We start from the raw sequence: 23,515 nt of genomic DNA, 5'->3' as shown, positions 1-23,515 counted from the left end.
ATCGGCTCCGATCTGGGGTCGCTCGCGATCACAGCGTGCGGAAGGGCGTCCGGACTGGCGTGCTTCACGCGGACACGCGTGGCTTCTCCCGGCGGGCGGCGTCGAACAGCAGTTTCGCGGCCACCGTCGCCCCGTCGGCGCGGACGGTGCCGGCCACGGCCTTCGCCCGGGCGGCGGTTTCGGGGGCCAGGGCCGTTTCGAGCGCGGCGGACAGGGACTCGAAGGTCGGAGCGGGACCCTGGTGTGCCGCGCCGATGCCCAGGTCGGCCACCCGGCCGGCCCAGTACGGCTGGTCCGCGATCTGGGGCACCACCACCTGGGGTGCGCCGGCCCGGGCGGCCGTGGTCGTCGTACCCGCGCCGCCGTGGTGCACGACGGCGGCCACCCGGGCGAACAGTGCCTGGTGGTTGATCTCGCCGACGGCGAAGCAGTCGGCGAGGTGGTCGATCAGGCCGAGGTCGGCCCAGCCCTGGGAGACGAGGGCGCGGTGGCCCTGCGCCCGGACCGCCTCGATGGCCGTCCGGGCGGCGTCCGTCGACGCGTGCATCGGCATGCTGCCGAAGCCCACGTACACCGGTGGCGCACCGGCGTCCAGGAACGCCGACAGCTCTACCGGGAGCGGGCGTTCGTCCGGCAGGATCCACGCGCCGGTCTGCACGACGGCGAGGTCCGGCGTCTCCTGCCACGGGTCCAGGGCCGGGTCCGTCGCCAGCCACGGCCGGTCGCCGATGACGTAGTCACGGACGTCGTCCACCGGGGGCAGGCCGATCGATGCCCGGTTGGTGTTGAGCGCCTCACCGAACAGGGCGTTGATGCTCTCGGCGTCCAGGTCCCACAGCACCCTGTTGTCGGTCACCTCCGGCGGCAACGGCCGGCCCGGATACGCCAGCGGCCGGCGCCGCGGCGACGGCAGGGTGAGCTGCTGGAAGGTCACGGACACGGAGGGGATGCCCAGTTTCTCGGCCACCGACCGCGCGCCGGCCGCGGCCGAGATCATCCCGGTCGCCACCACGACGTCACATCCCTCGGCCGCCGCGGTGACCACGTCCAGCTGGCTTGCGATCACCTCGGCCGCCCGCTGGGGCAGCGATGACGGCGGCGGCGCCGCCTTCGTCAGCGCGCGCGCCGACGGGCCGAAGGGCAGCAGCGGTACGCCGACACCGGCCAGCAGTTCCGCGAACTCCTCGTCCGCCGGCCCGCACACCCGCACCTCGGCGCCGAGTTCCCGCAACCGTACGGCGAGTCCCGCCATCGGCTGGACGTCCCCGCGCGACCCATAGGTCGACAACACCACACGCATACGCGACTCTCATTTCCGCAGATCCGGGCTTCGGCCGGACGATTCTGCGGCACGACCGGGGCCTTGCGGCAAGCCCCCCGGTGCGCTATAAGTTGAGAGTGGCAAGGAGTGGTTGACCTCCTTGCCTTTGTTTTTTGCCCCCCTCCGGAGACCCCCGCAGACCGCCGGAGAACCGCTGGGGAACTGCTGGAGAACCGCTACTGCCGGTACCCGCTCAGGAACCGCCCGATCCGCCCGATCGCCGCCTCCAGATCCTCCGCGTGCGGCAGGGTCAGGATGCGGAAGTGGTCGGGGCTCGGCCAGTTGAAGCCGGTTCCCTGCACCACCTGGATCTTCTCCCGCAGCAGCAGGTCCAGGACGAACTTCTCGTCGTCGTGGATCTTGTGCACCTTGGGGTCGAGACGCGGGAACGCGTACAGCGCGCCCTTCGGCTTCACACACGACACACCCGGGATCTCGTTGAGCTTCTCCCAGGCCACGTTCCGCTGTTCGTGCAGGCGTCCGCCCGGCGTGGTCAGCTCGCGGATGGACTGCCGGCCGCCGAGCGCGGCCTGGATGGCGTACTGCGCGGGCGCGTTGGCGCACAGCCGCATGGAGGCGAGCATCGTCAGGCCCTCCAGGTAGTTGCGGGCGTGCTGCCGGGGACCGGTGACGACCATCCAGCCCGAGCGGAAGCCGGCCACCCGGTACGTCTTCGACAGGCCGCAGAAGGTCAGGACGACCAGATCGGGGGCGAGGGCCGCGGCCGAGTGGTGCACGGTGTCGTCGTACAGGATCTGGTCGTAGATCTCGTCCGCGAACACCATCAGGCCGTGCCGGCGGGCGAGGTCGAGGATGCCCTCGATGATCTCCTTGGGGTAGACGGCGCCGGTGGGGTTGTTGGGGTTGATGATGACCACGGCCTTGGTGCGATCCGTGATCTTCGCCGCCATGTCGTCCAAGTCGGGGTACCAGTCGGCCTGTTCGTCGCAGAGGTAGTGCACCGCCTTGCCGCCGGCGAGGGTCGTCACCGCCGTCCAGAGGGGGAAGTCCGGGGCCGGGATGAGGATTTCGTCGCCGTCCTCGAGCAGTGCCTGTACGGCCATCGAGACCAGCTCGGAGACTCCGTTGCCGAGGAAGACGTCGTCGACGCCGACCTCCAGGCCCAGTGTCTGGTAGCGCTGGGCGACCGCACGGCGGGCGGAGAGGATGCCGCGGGAGTCGGTGTAGCCGTGCGCCTGCGGCAGCATCCGGATCATGTCCTGGAGGATCTCCTCCGGCGCCTCGAAGCCGAACAGCGCGGGGTTGCCGGTGTTCAGCCGCAGCACGCTGTGGCCCGCCTCCTCCAGCGCGTCGGCGTGCTCGATCACCGGGCCGCGGATCTCGTAACAGACCTCGCTCAGCTTGCTCGACTGCCGGAACTCCATGCGCTTACGCCCCTCCGGTTGTGGTGTTGCTTGGTTTTACCAAGTTCGAGCTTGGAAAGTCCAACGACATGTCTAGACTGCGTCGCATGTCACCACGTCGAAGCTACGACCAGTACTGTTCCGCCGCCCGGGCGCTCGACGTCGTCGGGGACCGCTGGACGCTTCTGATCGTCCGGGAGCTGCTCGCCGGTCCGCGCCGCTACACCGACCTGCACGCCGACCTGCCGGGTGTCAGCACGGACGTACTCGCCTCGCGGCTGAAGGACATGGAACGGGACGGCCTCGCGACCCGGCGTCGGCTGCCGCCGCCCGGAGCGGTGTACGTGTACGAACTGACCGGACGCGGACGGGAGTTGCTGCCGGTGCTCCAGGCCCTGGGTCGGTGGGGTCAGGCCGAGCTGGGCGAACGGCGGCCCACGGACGCCGTACGCGCGCACTGGTTCGCGCTGCCGCTGCTCCGGGCGCTGGAAGGCGAGGGGCTCGTGGAAGTGCGGCTGGAGGAGGGCGACTTCCATCTGTACGTCGGTGCCGAGGAGGGTCCCGTCTACGGCGACGGGCCCGCTCCCGCCGAGCCCGACGCGCGGCTGGTCCTGGACACCGGGACGTGCCTGGCGCTCGGGCGGGGGGAGTTGAGCGTGCCGGCCGCGGTGCGGGCGGGGCGTATCGAGGTGACGGGTGAGGGCACGCTCGCGAAGGCACTGCGCGAGGCCTGAAAATGACAAGGCCCGCCGTGCCGAAGCACAGCGGGCCTCTTGACGGTGCGTCAGGCGCCCGGAGGTACCCGCGTCGGCCGTCCCGCCCCGCGCGTCAGCGAGTACCCGCCGACCCCCGCGAGCGCGGCCAGTACGCCACCGAGCCCGGTCCACACCCACCGGTCGGACCACCAGCCGGAGGACCAGCCGTCGTCCGGCTCGATGCTGGACAGCACGGCGGAGGCGGACGAACCGTCCTCCTCCGCGGCGGACTTGACCGCGATCCCCGGCACCAGCGGCTCGGCCAGCGAGCCGTCCACCGCGGCCGAACCGCCGATGTCCTTGGAGTCGACCCGGAGTTCCGTCTCGACGGGCAGGCCCAGGTCGGCCGTCGTCAGGTCGACGACGGTCAGCCGGACGTAGTACGTCCCGGGCAGCGGGTCGTTCGCCCACGGATCCGACCAGGCGCGGACCGTGCGCAGGACGCAGGCCAGCTCCACGGAGGCGGTGTCCGCCGCCGCGGTGCGCGTCTGGGCCCCGTACTGGCAGGCCTGGCGGCGCCGCAGACCGTCGTACACGTCGATCTGCCAGGTCTCGGCGGCGTGCGCCTCAGGCAGCTTCACCGTCGCCCGCACGGTGGGCCGCTGGCCGGCGTCCGCGGGGAACGACCAGTACAGGTAGTCGCCCGCCGAGCCGTTCGCGGTGGCCGTCTGCCCCTGCTCGACCTCGGTCGCCGTACGGAAGGACGTGCCCGCCTGAGTGGGCGCGCCACTGTCCGCCGAAGACGAAGACGAAGACGAAGACGAAGGAGACGGAGTGGAGTCGGCCACGGCCGGGGAGACCGCCAGGCCGAGCATCAGCAGGGAAGCGCTCAACACACGTGTGATCCGCATCAGTTGGTCCTCCAGACCGCGACCCGCCAGCGTGACACCCAGCCCCAGACCAGACCGGCGAGGAAGCCGGTCAGGACCAGCGCGCCGAGCAGCCACCAGCCGCGCCCGAGGCCGAAGGAGGCCACGTCGCTCGCCGGCGACGGACCGTCCACCACGTCGACGGTCAGCTCCAGCGGCAGACCCGGCGTGGTCTTCACACCGGAGGCCACCGAGAAGGAGTTGGTGACCTGGAGACACACCGTCTGTGAGGCCGCGGCCGCGTTGTCGTCGTCGCTCTCCGCCTTGGGGTACCGCAGCCCCGTCGAGACGACGTCCGTACGGCCGTCGCCCGCAGCCTCGCCGCGCACGATCTCCCGGCCGTGCACCGTGACCGCCCGCATCAGCACCCCGTACGAGGGGTTCACGGCCCGGTCGGCCCCCACACTCACCGAGGCGCGCAGCTCCTGGCCGGGCTCGACGTCCACCCGGTACCAGCGCTGCTGCCCGAACTCCTCGCGGTCGGTGTACAGACCGGACTTCACGGTCGGCGCCTGGGCACACGCGGCGGCACCCGACACGGCCACCGGCGTGACCACCGGATCGGCCGCCCGGTCCACCAACTGATTGACCCGGTCGGTGAGTTGGTCGGTGTGCTCGATCGAGGTGTACGTCCCGCCGGTCGCCTCCGCGATACAACTGAGCTGCTGCCGCATCTTGGCGTTCGGGACCAGGCCGAGGGTGTCGATGGTCAGCCCGATGCCCTTGGCGGCGATCTCGCGGGCCACCTCGCACGGGTCGAGCGGGGCGCAGGTGTCCTCGCCGTCGCTGATCAGCACGATGCGCTTGGAGCCGTCGCCGTCGAAGTCGTCGGCCGCCTTGAGGAGGGCGGGGCCGATCGGGGTCCAGCCGGTGGGGGCGAGGGTCGCCACCGCCGTCTTGGCCTCGGTACGGTCCAGCGGGCCGACCGGGTAGAGCTGCGCGGTGTCCTTGCAGCCCGTCTTCTGGTCGTCGCCGGGGTAGTTGGCACCGAGGGTCCGGATGCCGAGGTCGACGTCCTCGGGCGTGGCGTCCAGCACCTCGTTGAACGCCTGCTTCGCGGCCGCCATCCGCGTCCCGCCGTCGATGTCCCGGGTCCGCATGGAACCGCTGACGTCGAGGACGAGGTCGACCTGGGGCGTGGCCCCGCCCGTGGGTTCACCGGCGAGGGCCGCGACCGGGAAGGCGATCCCGGCCGTCAGGGCGGCGAGCAGGGCGCACACCCCTGCTGCCAGCCGTTTACTTGTGATCATCGGCGGATCTTATTGATCAGGGGTGCCGGGCTCCAAAACGGCCGTTCAGAGCAGCGGACTCGGCAGGTGCGTCCACTGGTCGCCGGGCGTCCCCGGCGACAGCCGCATCAGCGTCAACGCCTTGGCGGGCAGCGGCTCTTCGAGCAGTGCGGCGAGATCGGGCGTGCGCGGCAGATCCCGTACGGCCGTCCCCAGCGCCCCCCGCAACGCCGCCCCCGAGCCCGCCGTACCGGCCAGGGATCCGGCCACCAGCGAGCCGAACAGCTTGCGGCGCAGGGTCGTCTCGTCGTCCGTGACGATCCGCCCGGTCAGTTCCGGGACCGGGATGCCGTGCCGGGCCAGCCGGGCCGGGCTGACGCGGATGTCGGCGAGGTCGCGGTAGACCAGGCGCAGCGGGGCGCCGGTCGCGGACAGGACGACGAGGAGATTCTGGCCGTGCGCCTCCAGGGCCACGCCCAACTCCAGCAGCCGCAGGCCGACCGTGAGGGCGAGGCGGGTGAAGTCGGCGAGCCAGGCGGGGGAGTCGGGCAGGCCGGTGGTGGCGAGGGCGGCCACCGGCAGCACCCGTTCGCCCTGCTCCGGCGCCGCGAAGTCCTGCGGCGACTCGCGCAACACCGCAGCCAGATCGGGGGAGTTGGCCGTGACCGCGCCCAGTGTGCGGGTGACGTGCAGCAGGCCGTCCATGCGGGCCGCCAGCGCCTCCGCGAACGCCGAGAGGGTCGCGGACAGGGTGATCGAGTAGACGGAGATGTCCCGCACCGAGGAGGTCAGCCGGGCGCTCAGCGCGGTCTTGACATGGGGCCCGTCCGGCAGCGCGAGGGTGCGCAGGGACATCAACGGGTGAGCCGGGAGCCCGTCCTCGCACCGGCGCTTGAGCACATGCTCCGCCTGCCACGGATGCACCGGCACCAACAACCGCTCACCGTCCCGCATCCCGCCCGGCCACTCACCCGTCACCAGGCACTCGCCCGCCGGAACCGGCAGCAGCCCGAGCCGCACGACCGGCCGGTGCTCGGGCCCGTAGGCGAGCTGCTCGGCCACCGAGAAGCCGGGCCGGGAACGGCAGCCCGGGTGGAACGGATGCCCGTCGACCACTCGCTGCTCCCACTCCCAGTCGACCACCGGCCACTGCGACGTATGGGCCGGCGCCCCGGCCCGGGACAGCGCCAACGACGCGACACTGTGCCCGAGTTCGGCGGCGAAACCCGAACCGTGCGGCACGGCGAGGTCGGTCATCAGCCGTGCCGGATCGTCGTACGCCAGACGGTCGAGCCGCACCTCGGTGACATACCCGGAGGTGGCGTACGGGTCGGGGTGCGGGCCGTGCAGCCGGCGGTCGTCCGAAAGACGCAGGGTGAGCCCGTCCCGGCCGGCCGCGCGCCCCGCGAGCCACGGCAGCGGTTCATGGGTGAGCGCACGCCACAGCCGGGTCAGCACGGCCGCACGGGCACCGGGCAGCTCGGCCGTGTACCGCGGCACGAGGTCGGGGCGTACGGCGGCCAGCTCGCCTGCGACCTCGGCCTCGGCGGTGAAGGGACGGTGCACGGGCGGGCTCCTCGGGTACGAGTCGGGTACGAAGGGGATGTCACGACAGGCGGTGACGACAGACATACTGATCGTCTCCGCCCGAACGGACCGTAGAGAACGAGTGGAACGCGTGGATCTCATCCCCCCGCCCGCCGCCGACGACGCCGCACCGCGCGACGACGTGGCGGACCGCGCCGACGCGTACGCGGCGGCGCCCCTCCTGAACTGCCTGGTGCGGGAGGTGGCCGAGCCGCTCCCGCGAACCGGCGAACCCGGTGAGGCCGACGACCACCGGGTGTACCGGCTGCCGGGGGGCAGACTGCTGCGCGTGCGCGGAGAACGGCGGCCCGCCGGACCCGAGGTGTACACGGCGGCCGGCTGGCGGCCCGTCTCCCATCCCGAGCTCGTCAAACTCGTCGCCGAGGAACTGGTCCGCCACACCGGCCTGTCCAACCACGAGCTGCCCGCCGAGATGATCGACAGCCGGGACGCGGTGGCCGCGCTGCTCACCGCCCGCGCCGGGGCGACGCCGCCCGAGGACCCGTACCTGCGCTCCGAACAGTCCCTCATCACCGGCCACCCCCACCACCCCGCCCCCAAGGCCCGCGGCGGCGGCCCCGTCGCCGGGTGGCTGCCCTACGCCCCCGAGGCGTACGCCCGCTTCCCGCTCACGCTGCTCGGGCTGCGCGCGGACACGGTCGTCGAGGAGGGCGACACCTCGGCGCTCGACACGCTCGGCGAGGCCCCGGCCGGCTACCGGCTGCTGCCCGCCCACCCCTGGCAGCTCGACCTCGTCGCCCGCGACCTCGCCCCGGCCTTCGCCGACGGCCGGCTGATCCGCCTGGGCACGACCGCCTTCGACGCCTGGCCGACGGCCGCGATCCGCACGCTGTACGCGCCCGAACGCGATCTCTGCCTGAAGTTCAGCCTCGACGTCCGCATCACCAACGACATCCGCCGGCTGTGGCGCCACGACCTGCTGAAACTGCGCCGGACCGACACGGCCGCGGTGCGGGCCTTCGCGGCGATCGACGGGCCGGCGGCCTGGCTCGGCGACAACGGCTACCGCACCGCGGACTTCGCTTTCGAGGAGCTCGCCGTCCTGGTCCGCGACGGGCTGCGCGACCGGGTGGCGCCCGGTGCGACCCCGCTGCTGGCCGCCGCACTCGTGGAGGGCTTCGACGGCAGCCCGCTCGACGCCGCGAAGGACCCGGCGGCCTGGTGGGAGGCCTATCTCGCCCAGGTCGTGCCGCCGGCCCTGGCGGCCTTCGCCGACCACGGGGTCGTACTCGAAGCACACCTGCAGAACACGCTGATCGCCGTCGACGCCGACGGAACACCCGTGCAGGCGCTGTTCCGGGACTCCGAGGGCGTGAAACTGCTGCCGGACGTGTCCCGGGCCGCGGGCTGGGAACGGCTGGTGTACTGCCTGGTCGTCAACCACCTCTGCGAGGTCGCCGCGGCCCTCGCCGAACGCCACCCCGGCCTCGACCCCTGGCCCGCCGTCCGCCGCGAACTGTCCCGGCACGACCTCCCCGAGACCGCCGCCCTGCTCGCCTCGCCCACCCTGCCCGGCAAGACCAACCTCCTGCTGCGCTGGACCGGCGCGGACGGCGCCGACGCCCGCTACCTGCCCCTGCCCAACCCCCTCGCGGGATGAGCCCTGACATACCCTGGCCGGTGTGCTGCGCGATGTGACTGCTGTTCGATACGTGAACCCGTTGCGGTCCGGCGGCTCCGTGCCCGGAGTCGTCGAGGCCGACGACCTCGGGACGTACGTCGTCAAGTTCACCGGCTCCGCACAGGGCCGCAAGGCGCTGGTCGCCGAGGTGATCGTGGGCGAGCTGGCCCGCGCCCTCGGACTGCGCTTCCCCGAGCTGGTCCTCGTCCACTTCGACCCGGCGATCGCCGACCACGAACCGCACCAGGAAGTGCGCGAACTCCACGGCGCGAGCGCGGGACTCAACCTCGGCATGGACTACCTGCCGAACGCGAAGGACTTCACGCCGGAGATCGCCAAGACCTTCCCCGTCGACCCGCTGGAGGCCGGCGAGGTCGTGTGGCTGGACGCCCTGACGGTCAACGTGGACCGTACGGTCCACAGCTCCAACCTCATGATCTGGCCCACGTTCGGGACCGTACCGCCGCGCCTGTGGCTGATCGACCACGGGGCCGCGCTCGTCTTCCACCACCGCTGGGACGGCTCGGACCCCGCGAAGGCGTACGACTTCCGGCACCACGCCCTTGGCCACTACGCGCCGGACGTGCGGGCGGCCGACGCGGAGCTGGCGCCCCGGGTGACGCTCGATCTGCTGCGCGAGGTCACGGCGGCCGTCCCGGACGCGTGGCTGGCCGCCGAGGAGGACTTCGCGACGCCGGACGACGTCCGCACGGCGTACGTCGACTACCTCCACGCGCGCGTGCGGGCGTCCGCGGCCTGGCTCCCCACCGACTTTCCCACCCGGGAGGAACTCGCCGCCGAGGAGGCCCTCCGGGCGGCGAGGAACCAGCAAGGACGACCCGCGTGGCTCAAGCAGGTCCCCGACCTGCACGGCAAGCCCGCGGCCCAACAGGATTGGTCGGTGCACCTCGGATGAGCGGTCGTGTCGAGATCGAGTACTGCACCCAGTGCCGCTGGCTGCCGCGTGCGGCCTGGCTGGCTCAGGAGCTGCTCACGACGTTCGAGGCCGAACTGACGGAACTGGCGCTGAAGCCCGGCAAGGGCGGCGTCTTCGTCGTCCGCGTGAACGACGAGGTGGTATGGGACCGCCGGGACCAGGGCTTCCCGGAGCCCACGGCGGTCAAGCAGGCCGTACGCGACCGAGTGGCCCCGGAGAAGTCCCTGGGCCACTCGGACAAGTGAGGCTCTACGGCTGCCCTAGCCTCGCAGCTGCTCGTACGCCGGCAGCGTCAGGAAGTCCGCGTAGTTCTCGTCGAGCGCGACCTCCAGGAGCAGGTCGTGGGCCTGCTGCCAGTGACCGGCGGCGAAGGCCTCCTCGCCGAGTTCGCTCCTGATGTTCCGCAGTTCCTCGGCGGCGACCTTGCGGGCCAGCTCGGGCGTGGCCTTCACCGTGTCTCCGGCGTGCTCGAACTCGACGCCCGCGTTGATCCACTGCCAGATCTGCGAGCGGGAGATCTCGGCGGTCGCCGCGTCCTCCATCAGGTTGAAGATGGCGACCGCGCCGAGGCCGCGCAGCCAGGCCTCGATGTAACGGATGCCGACCTGGACGGCGTTGACGAGACCGTCGTACGTCGGCCTGGCCTCCAGGGAGTCGACGGCGATCAGGTCGGCCGCCTTGACGTCCACGTCCTCGCGCAGGCGGTCCTTCTGGTTGGGCTTGTCGCCGAGGACCCGGTCGAAGGACTCCATGGCGATCGGGACCAGGTCCGGGTGGGCCACCCACGACCCGTCGAAGCCGTCGTTCGCCTCGCGGTCCTTGTCGGCCTTGACCTTCTCGAACGCGACCTTGTTGACCGCCTCGTCGCGCCGGGAGGGGATGAACGCCGCCATGCCGCCGATCGCGTGCGCGCCGCGCTTGTGGCAGGTGCGGACGAGGAGTTCGGTGTACGCGCGCATGAACGGGGCGGTCATCGTCACGGCGTTGCGGTCTGGGAGGACGAACTTGGCGCCGCCGTCACGGAAGTTCTTGACGATGGAGAACAGGTAGTCCCACCGCCCGGCGTTCAACCCGGAGGCGTGGTCGCGCAGTTCGTAGAGGATCTCCTCCATCTCGTACGCGGCCGTGATCGTCTCGATCAGCACGGTGGCGCGGACGGTGCCCTGCGGGATGCCGAGGTAGTCCTGCGCGAAGACGAACACGTCGTTCCACAGGCGGGCTTCGAGGTGCGACTCGGTCTTCGGGAGGTAGAAGTACGGGCCCTTGCCGAGGTCGAGCAGCCGCTGGGTGTTGTGGAAGAAGTAGAGGCCGAAGTCGACGAGCGCGCCCGGGACCTGCTCCCCGTCCAGCTGAAGGTGCCGTTCGTTCAGGTGCCAGCCGCGCGGGCGCATGACGACGGTGGCGAGCTCGCCGTCGTCCTTGAGGGCGTACGTCTTCCCGGACCCGGCATCCGTGAAGTCGATGTTCCGGGTGAAGGCGTCGGCCAGGTTGATCTGACCGAGGACGACGTTCTCCCAGGTCGGCGCCGAGGCGTCCTCGAAGTCCGCGAGCCAGACCTTGGCGCCCGAGTTCAGGGCGTTGATGGTCATCTTGCGGTCGGTGGGGCCGGTGATCTCGACCCGGCGGTCGTCCAGGGCCGCCGGGGAGGGGGCCACCTTCCAGGAGTCGTCGGCGCGGATCGCGGCGGTCTCCGGGAGGAAGTCGAGCGTGGAGGTGCGGGCGATCTCGGCGCGGCGCTCCGCGCGGCGGGCGAGGAGTTCGTCACGCCGGGGCGTGAACCGGCGGTGCAGCTCGGCCACGAAGGCGAGGGCCGCGTCGGTGAGGACCTCCTCCTGCCGGGGCAGGGGCTCGGCGTCGACGATGGCCAGCGGGGACGGCGCTGGTGCGGACATGAGCTGTCACTTCCTTCAGCGAGCGTGGCACCGGGTGCCAGTCGACCACGGTACGGCGGTGGACGCCCGGGGAGCAGGGCGGGCGCTTCTGAACAGTGGATACTAGTTTCCTCATCGTGGAACTTCAATGGTTTGTTGATGTCGAGATTCTCCGAGTCGAGGGAAGGTGGCGCTCAGTGCCACCCCGCTCACTCAAGGTGCTCCAGGTCCGCGGCCGTGTCGATGTCGTACGGCTCGGCCACGTCCCCGCACTCGACGAGCGTGATCGCCTCCTCGTGCGCCTTCAGATAGGCGCGTGCCCCTCGGTCGCCGGTCGCAGTCGCGGCGATCCCCGCCCAGTGGGCGGCGCCGAACAGGACCGGGTGGCCGCGTACGCCGTCGTAGGCCGCCGAGACCAGCGACTCCCGTGACGTGCAGGCGGCGAGCACGCGGCCGACCGCCTCCGCCCCGATGCCGGGCTGGTCGACGAGTGAGACGAGCGCGGCTCCTGCGTCCGTGCCGGTGAGCGAGTCGAGCCCGGCCCGCAGGGACGAGCCCATGCCGTCGGCCCAGCCGGGGTTCTCCACGAGCACGCAGTCACCGAGCTCCGCCCGCTCCCGTACCGCGGCGGCCTCGGCTCCCAGGACCACGTGGACACGGGCGCAGCCGGCCGCGCGCAGCACGCCGACCGCGTACTCGACCAGCGGTCGCCCCCGGTGTTCGAGCAGCGCCTTGGGGCGCCCGCCGAGCCGGCGCCCGCCGCCCGCGGCGAGGAGCAGCCCGGCCACCTGCTGTGCGTTCTGCGTCATGCGTCCTGCATACCTGACGTTCCGGGAAGCGCCCGGCTTCCATGGGCTGAATTTCGGTCAGAGGAGTGGCGCACCCCGCGCGGGGTGGCGTTTACTGACCCGCGTCTCCCGGCGCCCGACCAGCGCGCGGGACGGCGCGGAGGGTTCGAAGCGCGTGCAGGCGCACAACGGCGTGCGACGGGGAGGGCTGTGTTGCAGAGCTTGGGGCAGAGACCGGTGAGCGGCAGCGACGAGGACCTGAGAGTGGCGGAACTGCGGACCGCGGTGTCCCGGCTGCGCCGCGAACTCGCCGCGCACCGAGCCGAGTTCCGCGACCGTGGCATCGCCGAGGACGAACTCGCGGCGCTGGCCGCGATGACGATCGAGGGGGCGCCCGACGTGCCACGACTGCGCAGGTCCCTCCTGCTGATCGCGGGCGCGATCGGCTCGGTGAGCGCGCTGTCCCGGGGGCTGGCGGACGTCAGGGCGGCCGTGGACCTGTTCGGCGAACCGCCGGACCGGCGGGGCCAGGCCCTCTAGGCGCCGTCCGCCGCCCGCCCGAGGTAGGGGAACGCGCCTCGGTGGCCCTGGTCCGAGGGCCGGTGCTCGAACTGGTCGCAGAGCCAGGTCTCCTGGACCAGCTCGGTGAGCGGGGGCCAGTGCGTGAAGATGCCCCACAGTCCGTGCTTGCCGTCCACCCGCCGGTAGATGTCCTTGGCGTCCCGGAAGCAGGCCGGCCCCGGCCATCAGACCGTGACCGAACGGGTTGTAGTCGGACCAGGCGCAGGCGATGCACGCCTTGATCCGCGAGCCGTGCGGCAGCCCGCGCTGGAGGTCGTGCAGGGCATCCTCGAAGTCGTCGTGGTCTTTCGCGGGGCGGTACTCGTGTCCGTCGAGGCGCAAGGTGACGGTCAGGGTCTCCCCGCCCAGGCCACGGCCGGGGCCCGCGGGTCCGCCGAGCCGCAGGGCGCAGTGCAGCACTCCCGTCCGCACGCCGCGCCCCTCGACCGCGACCGGCATCGGCAGTTCCCACTCCAGCAGGCACGAGCACAGCGCCCCGTCGAAGAAGGCGAACATCGCCTCGGGCGACTCACCGCCCAGCGCGCCGAGATCGTCCATCGTGTCGCCCTCGAAGCGGACGCCCCTGTTCGTGGTGCGGATCGGTTCCCGGCCGTCCGACTCGAGGACGACCTGCTCGGCGCCGTGCCGGTCGGTGTACCGGCCCGGCCGGCGCGGTAAGGCCGTCAGGCCGGGTTCTGGCTCGCCAGCGCCTGGGACAGTTCCACCGCCACCTGCTGGAGCACCGGCACGATCCGCTCCGTCACCGCCTGAGTGACCCGGCCCGCCGGGCCCGAGATGGAAATGGCCGCCGACGTGGGGGAGTTGGGCACGGACACCGCCAGGCAGCGGACGCCGATCTCCTGCTCGTTGTCGTCGACCGCGTATCCCTGACGCCGCACGTCCTCCAGCGCCGCGAGGTAGGCGTCCGGCGTGGTGATCGTCTTCTCCGTCGCGGCCGGCATGCCGGTACGGGCCAGCAGGGCGCGCACCTCGGCGTCCGGCGTGTTGGCGAGCAGGGCCTTGCCGACGCCCGTGGAGTGCGGCAGGACGCGCCGGCCGACCTCGGTGAACATGCGCATCGAGTGCTTCGACGGCACCTGCGCCACATAGACGATCTCGTCCCCGTCCAGCAGCGCCATGTTCGCGGTCTCGCCGGTCTCCTCGACCAGGCGGGCGAGGTAGGGGCGCGCCCAGGTGCCGAGCAGGCGGGAGGCGGACTCGCCGAGGCGGATCAGGCGTGGGCCCAGCGCGTAGCGGCGGTTGGGCTGCTGGCGTACGTATCCACAGACCACCAGGGTGCGCATCAGACGGTGGATGGTCGGCAGGGGCAGGCCGCTGCTCGCGGAGAGCTCGCTCAGACCCACTTCGCCACCCGCGTCCGCCATCCGTTCCAGCAGGTCGAAGGCGCGCTCGAGGGACTGGACTCCGCCGCTGGCGGACTTCGCGGAGTCGGTGGTGCTGGCGCTGGACGTCGGCACGGCGCGTTCCTTTCGGGACAGGCGGGAAGAGCAGAAGCCTACCCGTCGGTCGGTTGACTCCCTGATGGTGCGTGGCTACGTTCTGTCTACCGGAATACTAATTCCGTCTTGTGGAAACGTCCAGAGTGTGCGCCTGTGTGGTCCCCTGAAGGAGTGCACCCTTGACGGCGCGTGGGCTGGAGTGAAGACTCCTTCAACAGAACGTTGAATTCCGTTACGTGGAAGTAAATCCCGTTTCCCGGAAGTAAAACGTCGCCACAGGCAGAGCGAGAGGGGTCCGGGTGTCCGACGTAGAACTGGTGCTGCGCTCGACGCGCGTCATCACCCCGGAAGGGACCCGCGCCGCCTCGGTCGCGGTCTCTGCCGGGACGATCACGGCCGTCCTGCCGTACGACGCCGAGGTGCCGGCCGGTGCCCGCCTGGAGGACGTCGGCGACCACGTCCTGCTGCCCGGCCTGGTCGACACGCACGTGCACGTCAACGACCCCGGCCGCACCGAGTGGGAGGGCTTCTGGACCGCCACCCGCGCCGCGGCCGCCGGCGGCATCACCGCCCTCGTCGACATGCCGCTCAACTCCCTCCCGCCCACCACGACGGTCGACCACCTCCGTACGAAGAAGGACGTCGCCGCCGACAAGGCCCATATCGACGTCGGCTTCTGGGGCGGTGCCCTGCCCGACAACGTCAAGGACCTGCGCGCCCTGCACGAGGCCGGCGTCTTCGGCTTCAAGGCCTTCCTGTCGCCCTCCGGCGTGGACGAGTTCCCGCACCTCGGTCAGGACCAACTGGCCCAGTCCCTCGCGGAGATCGCCTCCTTCGGCGGCCTGCTGATCGTGCACGCCGAGGACCCGCACCACCTGGACGCCGCCCCGCCGCACAGCGGCCCCAAGTACGCCGACTTCCTGGCCTCCCGCCCGCGGGACGCCGAGGACACGGCGATCGCCCAGCTCATCGCCCAGGCGAAGCGCCTCGACGCGCGCGTGCACGTGCTGCACCTGTCGTCGAGCGACGCGCTGCCGCTGATCGCGGCCGCCAAGGCGGAGGGCGTCCGCGTCACGGTCGAGACCTGCCCGCACTACCTCACCCTCACCGCCGAGGAAGTCCCGGACGGTGCCAGCGAGTTCAAGTGCTGCCCGCCGATCCGCGAGTCGGCCAACCAGGACCTGCTCTGGCAGGCGCTGGCGGACGGCACGATCGACTGCGTGGTCACCGACCACTCACCCTCGACGGCCGACCTGAAGACGGACGACTTCGCGACGGCGTGGGGCGGCATCTCCGGCCTCCAGCTGAGCCTCGCGGCGGTGTGGACGGAGGCACGCAGGCGCGGCCACGACCTGGAGGACGTGGTCCGCTGGATGTCCACGCGGACGGCCGACCTGGTGGGCCTGCGTCAGAAGGGCGCCATCGAGGTGGGCCGCGACGCCGACTTCGCGGTCCTCGCACCGGACGAGACGTTCACCGTGGACCCGGCGGCCCTCCAGCACCGCAACCGTGTCACGGCGTACGCGGGCAAGACCCTGTCCGGCGTCGTGAAGTCCACCTGGCTGCGCGGCGAACGCATCGTCGCGGACGGCGAGTTCACGACCCCGAAGGGCCACCTGCTCACCAGAACCCCCTGATCCACATCCCTGATTCCTGTAAACGCACCCGCACCCGCAGCGGCCGACTCCCGAAAGGCACACCTCGTGACGGCGCAGCCCGAATTTCCATCGGCTCGTTTCACCGGCGACGCGAACCCCTACGGAGGCGGTGACCCGTACGCGGACTACCGCACCGCCGACTTCCCCTTCACCCAGTACGCCAACCTCGCCGACCGGCAGCTCGGCGCCGGAGTGATCGCCGCCAACGACGAGTTCTTCGCCCAGCGCGAGAACCTGCTGGTGCCCGGGCCCGCCGAGTTCGACCCCGAGCACTTCGGGCACAAGGGCAAGATCATGGACGGCTGGGAGACCAGGCGACGCCGCGGGGCCTCCGCCGACCACCCGTGGCCCACGGCCGAGGACCACGACTGGGCGCTGGTCCGCCTCGGCGCCCCCGGCGTCATTCGCGGCATCGTCGTCGACACGGCCCACTTCCGCGGCAACTACCCGCAGGCGGTGTCGGTCGAGGGCACGTCGGTGCCGGGCTCGCCTTCGCCGGAGGAGTTGCTCTCCGGTGACGTGAAGTGGACGACGCTCGTGCCCCGCACGGCGGTGGGCGGCCACGCGGCGAACGGCTTCACGGTGGCGGTCGAACAGCGCTTCACACACCTGCGCGTCAACCAGCATCCCGACGGCGGCATCGCGCGCCTGCGGGTGCACGGCGAGGTCGTGCCGGACCCGAAGTGGCTGGAGGTCCTCGGCACCTTCGACGTGGTCGCCCTGGAGAACGGCGGCCAGGCCGAGGACGCCTCCAACCTCTTCTACTCGCCCGCCACCAACACCATCCAGCCGGGCCGCTCCCGCAAGATGGACGACGGCTGGGAGACCCGGCGCCGCCGCGACCAGGGCAACGACTGGATCCGCTACCGCCTGGCCGCGCAGTCCCAGATCCGCGCGCTGGAGATCGACACGGCGTACCTGAAGGGCAACAGCGCGGGCTGGGCGTCGGTGTCCGTACGGGACGGCGAGGACGGCGCCTGGACCGAGATCCTCCCGCGCACCCGCCTCCAGCCCGACACCAACCACCGCTTCGTCCTCCCGACGCCCGCCGTCGGCACGCACGCGCGCGTGGACATCTTCCCGGACGGCGGCATCTCCCGCCTGCGGCTGTTCGGCTCGCTGACGCAGTCAGGCGCGTCGACCCTGACCGCCCGCCACCAGGAACTCGGCACCTGACGCCCCCTGAACCCCGCCCATTGCCCCTTTGAGGAACGCGGCACCACCCTCAACCGGCCCGGCGTACACATCCACCGCCGACCCGCATCCTCCAGCCCGTCCGGCGTTGAGGAGGAGGTTCTTCGGGACGACGGGGGGCTGGGGCGAAGACTCAGCGGGGTGCGGGGTGGAGTCCCGCGAGGGGTGCAGGGGACGTAGTTCCGGCCGGGGGCGTCCGGGCGGAGCCGAGCCCCTGCGGGGGTCGGTAGGGGTGGAGTCCCGCGAGGGGTGCAGGGGACGTAGTTCCGGCCGGGGGCGTCCGGGCGGAGCCGAGCCCCTGCGGGGGTCGGTAGGGGTGGAGTCCCGCGAGGGTTGCGGGGGGCGCAGTCCTGGCCGGGGTCGTAGGGGCAGCGCTCCGCGCGGGGGGTGCGGGGGCGTAGTCCCGGCCGGGGTTCGGGGCGGAGGTGCTGAAGGGCCGAGTGGGCAGCTTCCCTGCGAGGGGGTGTAGAGGAGGTAGTCCTCGCTGGGGTCGTAGGGGTGGAGCCCTTGGCGGGGTCGTAGGGGCAGTGCCCCGCGCGGGGGGTGTAGTCCCGGCCGGGTTCGGGGCTGCTGCTGAAGGGGCGAAGGGGCAGCCTCCCCGCGAGGGGTGCAGGGGACGGAGTCCCCGCCGGGGTTCAGGGGCGGAGCCCCTGGTGGGGTCGAAGGGGCGGAGCCCCTGGAGATGGGTCGGGTAGGGGCGGCGGGGGCGAAAAACCCGCCCCCGCCGCACGCGTCACGCCGCGTGCCCCCCGTCCACCGAGAACTCCGCGCCCGTGACATAGTCCGCCCCCGCCAGATGGGCGACCGTGGACGCCACCTCCTCGGCGCGGCCGAATCGCCCGAGTGCGGTCATCCCCGCCTGCCCCGCCGCAAACGGCCCGTCCGCCGGATTCATGTCCGTGTCGATCGGCCCGGGATGCACGATGTTCGCCGTGATGCCACGCCCGCCCAGCTCTCGGGCGAGGGCCTTCGTCAGGCCGGTCAGGGCCGACTTGCTCATCGCGTAGAGCGTGCCGCCGGGCCCCGGCACGCGCTGGGTCATGCAGGTACCGATGGTGATGATCCGGCCGCCGGGCCCCATCCGTGAGGCGGCCGCCTGCGAGGCCAGGAAGACACCGCGCACGTTGACGGCCAGGACCTGGTCCACCTCCGCGAGCGAGAGGTTCTCCAGGGGCCCGAGCAGCCCCACGCCCACATTGTTCACCAGCACGTCGAGCCGCCCTCCGAGCGCCTCCGCCGTACGCGCCACCGCCCCCGCCGCCTCCTCCGCGTCCGCGGAGTCCGCCCGCAGGGCCACGGCCCGGCGCCCCAGCGCCTCGACGGACCGTACGACGTCCTCGGCCGCCGACTTGTCGTTCACGTACGTGAGAGCGACGTCCGCGCCCTCCCGCGCCAGCCGCAGAGCCGTCGCCGCACCGATGCCACGGCTGCCGCCGGTCACGAGGGCCACCCTGCCGTTCAGGAATCCGTTGGACGTGGTCATGGATCCGTTGGAAGTAGTCATGGACCCATCCCAGCCGCCGCCGCCCCCGGACGCTGGCGGCGAACGGACACCGACCTCCGCCGGCGCCGATGAGTTGCGGGTGCCGCTGGGGTCTGCCCTGATGAAACAGACCCACCCGGAACAGACCCCCAAGAGAAGAGGCACCCGCCATGGGCAAGCTCGTCCTCACCTCCTTCGTCACCCTCGACGGCGTCCACCAGGCCCCCGGCGGCCCCAAGGAGGACACCCGCGACGGCTTCCGGCAGGGCGGCTGGACCGTCCCGTACTGGGACGACGACTTCGGCCGGTTCGTCGACGGGGTCTTCGGACGCGTCGGCGCCTTCCTCCTCGGCCGCCGCACGTACGAGATCTTCGCCGCGTACTGGCCGAAGAACACCGACCCGGCCGACCCGGTCGCCTCGAAGCTGAACGCCCTGCCGAAATACGTCGCCTCCGCGACCCTCACCGACCCCGGCTGGGCCGGCACCACCGTGATCGGCGGCGACCTGGCCAAGGAGGTCACCGCCCTCAAGGAACGCACCGACGGCGAACTCCAGGTGCACGGCAGTGGCGCCCTCGCCCGGTCCCTGCTCGCCCTCGACCTCGTCGACACCGTCCACCTGCTGACCTTCCCGGTCGTGCTGGGCGCCGGCCGCCGGCTGTTCGCCGAGGGTGCCGTACCGACCGCCTTCCGGCACACCGAAGGGCAGGTCACGGGGGCGGGCGTGTCCATCCAGACGTACGACGTGACGGGCCGCCCGGAGTACGGCTCCTACGAGCTCCCCACAGGTTAACTCCCCGAAAACTCATCGGACTTGACGGGAAAATCTTCGAAGTTGTCATTGACATGCCATCGTCTACGCGCGTCATCATGGAGCCATGAGATTCCCCCCACGCGCCACCCGGATCGGCGCCGCAGCAGCTCTCATGTCCGCCCTCCTCGTGGGCGGCACCGTCACCGCCACCTCGGCGAACGCGGCCGCCGCGGCGGTCGGCAGCATCTGCTACGGCGACCTGCCCTCCCAGGCCCACGACACGCTCGACCTGATCGAGCAGGGCGGGCCCTACCCGTACTCGCAGGACGGGACCGTCTTCCAGAACCGGGAAGGCATCCTGCCCAGCCAGTCGACCGGCTACTACCACGAGTACACGGTCATCACGCCTGGTTCGTCCACGCGCGGCGCTCGCCGCATCGTCACCGGCGAGGAGAACCAGGAGGACTACTACACGGCCGACCACTACGCCTCGTTCGACCTGGTCGACTACGGCTGCTGAGCCGGCGTCATTTCTGGCTCTCGGCGACGCCGAACAGCGCGAACGCCAGCACGACCAAGGTGACGCTCGCGTAGATCCCGTAGCCGTCCAGGAACCCGACCCGTTGCACGAGCCCCACGTGCCAGTCGGTGAACTCGTGCAAGAGGCCCATCACGCCTTGCACCAGGGCGACGAAACCCAGTAGCTCCAGCAGCTGCTTCATGGAAAGACCCTCGCCCCGCGGACCCCCCACCCACATCGGCCGCGGGGCGAGGCACGTCCGACGGAAGTCCCCGTCCCGCCGGGCCTGCCGCGCCGAAAGTCTCCGGTGCCGCGACTTTGGTCGACGATCCGGTGCGCGGAGCAGTGGCGCGGGCTGCCAGTGCGTAGATTTGTCGACCGTGAGCGACGACGCGACGGTGCCCGAAACGCCCGCCTTCCCCGGGCGGCGCTGGCTGTTGCCGTCCGCGGTGATCCACGAGTTCGACCCGGACACACGGCGGCCCGGCAGACGACCCCGGCGCACCGCGCGCGACTGGATCGTCGACTTCTCCTGCTTCCTGATCGCCGTCCTCGTGGGCCTGGTCGGCGCGGACGCCGTGACCTCCAATCCGAACGTCCCGCACGCCCTCGCCGTCTTCGACCAGTGGCTCGGCGCGCTCGCCTGCGCCGCGATCTGGCTGCGCCGCCGCTGGCCGGTAGGACTGGCCGTGGCGACGGTCCCCGTCGGGATGGTCTCGGACACCGCGGGCGGCGCCTGCATGATCGCCCTGTTCACGCTCGCCGTGCACCGCCCCTTCCGGTACGTGGCCTGGGTGGGCGGCATCAACCTCGCGCTCCTCCCGGTCTACTTCTGGCTGCGCCCCGACCCCGAGCTGACGTTCGGCTTGGCGGTCGCCATCTTCCTGCTCCTGACCGCCGCCGTGGTCGGCTGGGGCCTGCTCGTACGGTCCCAGCGGCAGCTGATGCTGAGCCTGCGCGACCGCGCCCGGCGCGCCGAGACGGAGGCACGGCTGCGCGCGGAGCAGGCGCAACGGCTCGCCCGCGAGGCCATCGCCCGGGAGATGCACGACGTGCTCGCGCACCGGCTGACGCTGCTGAGCGTGCACGCCGGCGCCCTGGAGTTCCGTCCGGACGCGCCCCACGAGGAGGTCGCCCGGGCGGCCGGCGTCATCCGGGAGAGCGCGCACGAGGCCCTGCAGGACCTGCGGGAGATCATCGGCGTCCTGCGCACGGGCGACTCCGACGACGCCGGCCGCCCCCAGCCGACGCTCGCCGCCTTGGACATGCTGGTCGCCGAGTCCCGCGAGGCCGGCATGAAGGTCACCCTCGACAGTCGCGTCACCGACGCCGACACCGTCCCGGCCTCGGTCGGCCGCACCGCCTACCGCATCGCCCAGGAGGGCCTCACCAACGCCCGCAAGCACGCCCCCGGCGCGGAGGTCACGGTGTCCGTCAGCGGCGCCCCTGGGGAGGGCCTGACGATGTCCGTCCGCAACCCGCCGCCCGACGGCGAGGTCCCCCACGTCCCCGGCTCCGGCCAGGGCCTGATCGGCCTGACCGAACGCGCCACCCTGGCCGGCGGCCGCCTGGAGCACGGGCCGGAGGCGAACGGGGGCTTCGGGGTGCGGGCGTGGCTGCCATGGAGGTGACTCCCACGGCGGGCGGTGCGGCCGCCGCCGCCCCCAACTCGCGCGGCACAACGGTGATTCGCCCGCCGCACAACCATGATTACGTGGGCCCCATGACTGCGATCAGACTGCTCCTCGTCGACGACGACCCGCTGGTCCGGGCCGGCCTGTCCTTCATGATGGGCGGCGCCGACGACATCGAGATCGTCGGCGAGGCGGCCGACGGCAGCGAGGTCGAGGAGATGGTCGACCGCACCCGCCCGGACGTCGTCCTCATGGACATCCGGATGCCGTCGGTGGACGGGCTGACCGCCACCGAGCGGCTGCGCGGCAGGCCCGAGGCCCCACAGGTCGTGGTCCTGACCACCTTCCACGCGGACGAGCAGGTGCTGTGGGCCCTGCGCGCGGGCGCCGCCGGATTCGTCCTCAAGGACACCCCGCCCGCCGAGATCCTCGACGCGGTGCGCCGGGTCGCGGCCGGCGACCCCGTGCTGTCGCCCACCGTGACCCGCCAGTTGATGCAGCACGCGGCCGGAACCGCCGCCGACACGCGCCGCACGCGCGCGCGTGCCCGGATCGCCGCCCTCAACGACCGCGAACGCGAGGTCGCCGTCACCGTCGGCCGTGGCCTCTCCAACGCCGAGATCGCGGCGGCGCTCTACATGAGCGTCGCCACGGTCAAGACCCACGTCTCCCGCATCCTCGCCAAACTCGACCTCAACAACCGGGTACAGATCGCGCTGCTGGCGTACGACGCGGGACTGCTCGACGAGGCCGGGGAGGGCGGGCCCCAGATGTGCTGACCGGACAGCGTGAAGGGGCGGAGCCCCTTCACATGGCCGCGGCGCCGGCCGCGCCCGCGATCTCCGCCAGCCACACACCGCGCCGCTCCCGCCGGGACACCTCACACGCCTCGGCGACCCGCAGCGCCTGCAAGACTTCGCGCCCGTCACAAGGGTTCGCCCGCTCACCCCGTACGACGTCGACGAACGCACACAGCTCCGCCTCGTACGCCGGCCCGAACCGCTCCAGGAACCCCGTCCACGGCTTGTCCGCGGCCGGCGGCCCCGTCGGCTCGGTGGACGCGATGGGCGTACGGTCGTCCAGCCCGACCACGATCTGGTCCAGCTCCCCGGCCAGCTCCATGCGCACGTCGTACCCCGCCCCGTTCAGCCGCGTCGCGGTGGCCGTGGCGAGCGTGCCGTCGTCGAGCGTGAGCAGCACCGCACCCGTGTCGACGTCGCCCGCCTCGCGGAACATGGCGGGACCCGCGTCGGACCCGGCCGCGTACACGTCGACGATCTCGCGCCCGGTCACCCAGCGCAGGACGTCGAAGTCGTGGATCAGAGTGTCCCGGTACAGCCCGCCGGACTGTGGCAGGTACGCGGCCGGCGGCGGCGCCTGGTCGGAGGTCAGCGCCCGCACGGTGTGCAGCCTCCCGAGCCGCCCCGAGCGCACCGCGTCCCGCGCCCCCGTGTAGCCCGCGTCGAAGCGGCGCTGGAACCCCATCTGCAGGATCGTTCCGGCTGCCTCGACCTCACCGATCGCCTGCAGTGTGCCCGCCAGATCCAGCGCGATCGGCTTCTCGCAGAACACGGGAAGACCCGAGCGTGCTGCCCGACCGATCAGTTCGGCGTGCGCCGACGTCGCCGTCGTGATGACCACCGCGTCCACGCCCCATTTGAAGATCTCGTCCACGCCCGGCGCCGCCGTCTCGCCCAGCCGGTGCGCGAGATCCTGGGCCCGCGCGGGGTCCACATCCGTGAGGATCAGTGAGCCGACCTCCCGGTGTCGGCTGAGGGTGTTCGCATGGATGGTGCCGATGCGGCCCGTACCGATGACTCCGATGCGCATGGGACCAAACTGCGGTCCGACCCGCCACGCTGTCAATGCGTATGTCCGGACAATCGA

General features: G+C 71.9%; 23 protein-coding genes and 1 pseudogene. 11 read left to right on the top strand and 13 right to left on the bottom strand.

Annotated features, from left to right (window positions below; genetic code table 11):
* Window positions 1–64: 64 nt before the first annotated feature.
* Window positions 65–1,300, bottom strand: coding sequence for a glycosyltransferase (locus tag OG252_RS11955; protein WP_329335786.1), 1,236 nt, complete (start codon window positions 1,298–1,300; stop codon window positions 65–67).
* A gap of 197 nt (window positions 1,301–1,497) precedes the next feature.
* On the bottom strand, window positions 1,498–2,706 hold the full coding sequence (locus tag OG252_RS11950; protein ID WP_266449863.1) for a pyridoxal phosphate-dependent aminotransferase: 1,209 nt from the start codon (window positions 2,704–2,706) through the stop codon (window positions 1,498–1,500).
* Between the two features lie 86 nt (window positions 2,707–2,792).
* Between OG252_RS11950 and OG252_RS11945 the strand changes: the two genes are divergently transcribed.
* Window positions 2,793–3,419, top strand: coding sequence for a winged helix-turn-helix transcriptional regulator (locus tag OG252_RS11945; RefSeq protein WP_266449864.1), 627 nt, complete (start codon window positions 2,793–2,795; stop codon window positions 3,417–3,419).
* Between the two features lie 50 nt (window positions 3,420–3,469).
* Here OG252_RS11945 and OG252_RS11940 read toward each other — a convergent pair whose 3' ends face one another.
* Genes OG252_RS11940 through OG252_RS11930 form a run of 3 tightly spaced genes read right to left on the bottom strand, consistent with a single transcriptional unit; the run spans window position 3,470 to window position 7,104 of the window.
* On the bottom strand, window positions 3,470–4,291 hold the full coding sequence (locus tag OG252_RS11940) for a hypothetical protein (protein ID WP_266449865.1): 822 nt from the start codon (window positions 4,289–4,291) through the stop codon (window positions 3,470–3,472).
* Window positions 4,291–5,559: a VWA domain-containing protein gene (locus OG252_RS11935; RefSeq protein ID WP_266449866.1), complete on the bottom strand. Its 1,269-nt coding sequence runs from the start codon at window positions 5,557–5,559 to the stop codon at window positions 4,291–4,293. The genes OG252_RS11940 and OG252_RS11935 overlap by 1 nt, the downstream gene beginning before the upstream one ends.
* Before the next feature lie 45 nt (window positions 5,560–5,604).
* Window positions 5,605–7,104: an IucA/IucC family protein gene (locus tag OG252_RS11930; RefSeq protein ID WP_266449867.1), complete on the bottom strand. Its 1,500-nt coding sequence runs from the start codon at window positions 7,102–7,104 to the stop codon at window positions 5,605–5,607.
* A gap of 103 nt (window positions 7,105–7,207) precedes the next feature.
* Here OG252_RS11930 and OG252_RS11925 point away from each other — a divergent pair, with 103 nt between their 5' ends.
* From OG252_RS11925 to OG252_RS11915, 3 genes are read left to right on the top strand one after another with little or no spacing between them, the layout of a single operon-like run.
* A complete protein-coding gene (locus OG252_RS11925) occupies window positions 7,208–8,746 on the top strand; it encodes an IucA/IucC family protein (protein ID WP_443068399.1) in 1,539 nt (512 codons plus the stop codon).
* A 22-nt stretch (window positions 8,747–8,768) separates the two neighbouring features.
* The gene (locus OG252_RS11920) at window positions 8,769–9,683 is read left to right on the top strand and encodes a HipA family kinase (protein ID WP_266449869.1); all 915 of its coding nucleotides are present in this window, start codon (window positions 8,769–8,771) and stop codon (window positions 9,681–9,683) included.
* The gene (locus tag OG252_RS11915) at window positions 9,680–9,949 is read left to right on the top strand and encodes a SelT/SelW/SelH family protein (protein ID WP_266449870.1); all 270 of its coding nucleotides are present in this window, start codon (window positions 9,680–9,682) and stop codon (window positions 9,947–9,949) included. The genes OG252_RS11920 and OG252_RS11915 overlap by 4 nt, the downstream gene beginning before the upstream one ends.
* 15 nt (window positions 9,950–9,964) lie before the next feature.
* Here OG252_RS11915 and aceB read toward each other — a convergent pair whose 3' ends face one another.
* Both aceB and OG252_RS11905 read right to left on the bottom strand, forming a co-directional pair.
* On the bottom strand, window positions 9,965–11,596 hold the full coding sequence (gene aceB, locus OG252_RS11910) for a malate synthase A (protein ID WP_266449871.1): 1,632 nt from the start codon (window positions 11,594–11,596) through the stop codon (window positions 9,965–9,967).
* 188 nt (window positions 11,597–11,784) lie between these two features.
* Entirely contained in the window at window positions 11,785–12,384 is a 600-nt protein-coding gene (locus OG252_RS11905; protein WP_266449872.1) for a nucleotidyltransferase family protein, read from the bottom strand.
* Window positions 12,385–12,600: 216 nt separating this feature from the next.
* On the opposite strand from OG252_RS11905, the gene OG252_RS11900 reads away from it, so the two are divergent.
* The gene (locus OG252_RS11900) at window positions 12,601–12,903 is read left to right on the top strand and encodes a DUF5955 family protein (protein WP_266449873.1); all 303 of its coding nucleotides are present in this window, start codon (window positions 12,601–12,603) and stop codon (window positions 12,901–12,903) included.
* Here the strand turns inward: OG252_RS11900 and OG252_RS11895 are convergent.
* From OG252_RS11895 to OG252_RS11885, 3 genes and pseudogenes are all read right to left on the bottom strand, one after another.
* Window positions 12,900–13,061, bottom strand: coding sequence for a hypothetical protein (locus OG252_RS11895; protein ID WP_266449874.1), 162 nt, complete (start codon window positions 13,059–13,061; stop codon window positions 12,900–12,902). The genes OG252_RS11900 and OG252_RS11895 overlap by 4 nt on opposite strands.
* Before the next feature lie 136 nt (window positions 13,062–13,197).
* Window positions 13,198–13,611 (bottom strand): annotated as a pseudogene (locus tag OG252_RS11890) (DUF6304 family protein); the annotation flags it as partial.
* Entirely contained in the window at window positions 13,608–14,402 is a 795-nt protein-coding gene (locus tag OG252_RS11885; RefSeq protein WP_266449875.1) for an IclR family transcriptional regulator, read from the bottom strand. The gene OG252_RS11885 and the pseudogene OG252_RS11890, both read right to left, overlap by 4 nt.
* 281 nt (window positions 14,403–14,683) lie before the next feature.
* On the opposite strand from OG252_RS11885, the gene allB reads away from it, so the two are divergent.
* Together allB and alc are read left to right on the top strand one after the other, a co-directional pair.
* Entirely contained in the window at window positions 14,684–16,021 is a 1,338-nt protein-coding gene (allB, locus tag OG252_RS11880; protein WP_329335778.1) for an allantoinase AllB, read from the top strand.
* Between the two features lie 66 nt (window positions 16,022–16,087).
* Entirely contained in the window at window positions 16,088–17,218 is a 1,131-nt protein-coding gene (gene alc, locus OG252_RS11875; RefSeq protein ID WP_266449877.1) for an allantoicase, read from the top strand.
* A gap of 751 nt (window positions 17,219–17,969) precedes the next feature.
* On the opposite strand, the gene OG252_RS11870 is transcribed toward alc, so the two are convergent.
* Window positions 17,970–18,740, bottom strand: coding sequence for an SDR family oxidoreductase (locus tag OG252_RS11870; RefSeq protein ID WP_329335776.1), 771 nt, complete (start codon window positions 18,738–18,740; stop codon window positions 17,970–17,972).
* 149 nt (window positions 18,741–18,889) lie between these two features.
* Here OG252_RS11870 and OG252_RS11865 point away from each other — a divergent pair, with 149 nt between their 5' ends.
* On the top strand, window positions 18,890–19,513 hold the full coding sequence (locus OG252_RS11865; protein WP_266449879.1) for a dihydrofolate reductase family protein: 624 nt from the start codon (window positions 18,890–18,892) through the stop codon (window positions 19,511–19,513).
* A gap of 85 nt (window positions 19,514–19,598) precedes the next feature.
* The gene (locus OG252_RS11860; RefSeq protein WP_266449880.1) at window positions 19,599–19,994 is read left to right on the top strand and encodes a ribonuclease domain-containing protein; all 396 of its coding nucleotides are present in this window, start codon (window positions 19,599–19,601) and stop codon (window positions 19,992–19,994) included.
* 7 nt (window positions 19,995–20,001) lie between these two features.
* Here OG252_RS11860 and OG252_RS11855 read toward each other — a convergent pair whose 3' ends face one another.
* Window positions 20,002–20,196, bottom strand: a complete 195-nt coding sequence (locus OG252_RS11855; protein WP_266449881.1) for a hypothetical protein — start codon at window positions 20,194–20,196, stop codon at window positions 20,002–20,004.
* A gap of 169 nt (window positions 20,197–20,365) precedes the next feature.
* Here OG252_RS11855 and OG252_RS11850 point away from each other — a divergent pair, with 169 nt between their 5' ends.
* Together OG252_RS11850 and OG252_RS11845 are read left to right on the top strand one after the other, a co-directional pair.
* Window positions 20,366–21,625 (top strand): sensor histidine kinase, encoded by a 1,260-nt coding sequence (locus OG252_RS11850; protein WP_329335773.1) that lies wholly within the window; start codon window positions 20,366–20,368, stop codon window positions 21,623–21,625.
* A gap of 92 nt (window positions 21,626–21,717) precedes the next feature.
* Complete coding sequence (locus OG252_RS11845; protein ID WP_266449883.1) at window positions 21,718–22,407, top strand: response regulator transcription factor; 690 nt, start codon at window positions 21,718–21,720, stop codon at window positions 22,405–22,407.
* Between the two features lie 28 nt (window positions 22,408–22,435).
* Here OG252_RS11845 and OG252_RS11840 read toward each other — a convergent pair whose 3' ends face one another.
* Window positions 22,436–23,458, bottom strand: coding sequence for a Gfo/Idh/MocA family protein (locus OG252_RS11840; RefSeq protein WP_266449884.1), 1,023 nt, complete (start codon window positions 23,456–23,458; stop codon window positions 22,436–22,438).
* Between the last annotated feature and the right edge of the window lie 57 nt (window positions 23,459–23,515).

Origin of the sequence: Streptomyces sp. NBC_01352, assembly GCF_036237295.1 — a bacterium.
GTDB lineage: Bacteria > Actinomycetota > Actinomycetes > Streptomycetales > Streptomycetaceae > Streptomyces > Streptomyces plumbiresistens.
The sequence above is the reverse complement of the archived record's forward strand: the minus strand, read 5'-3'. Positions and strand labels throughout refer to the sequence as shown.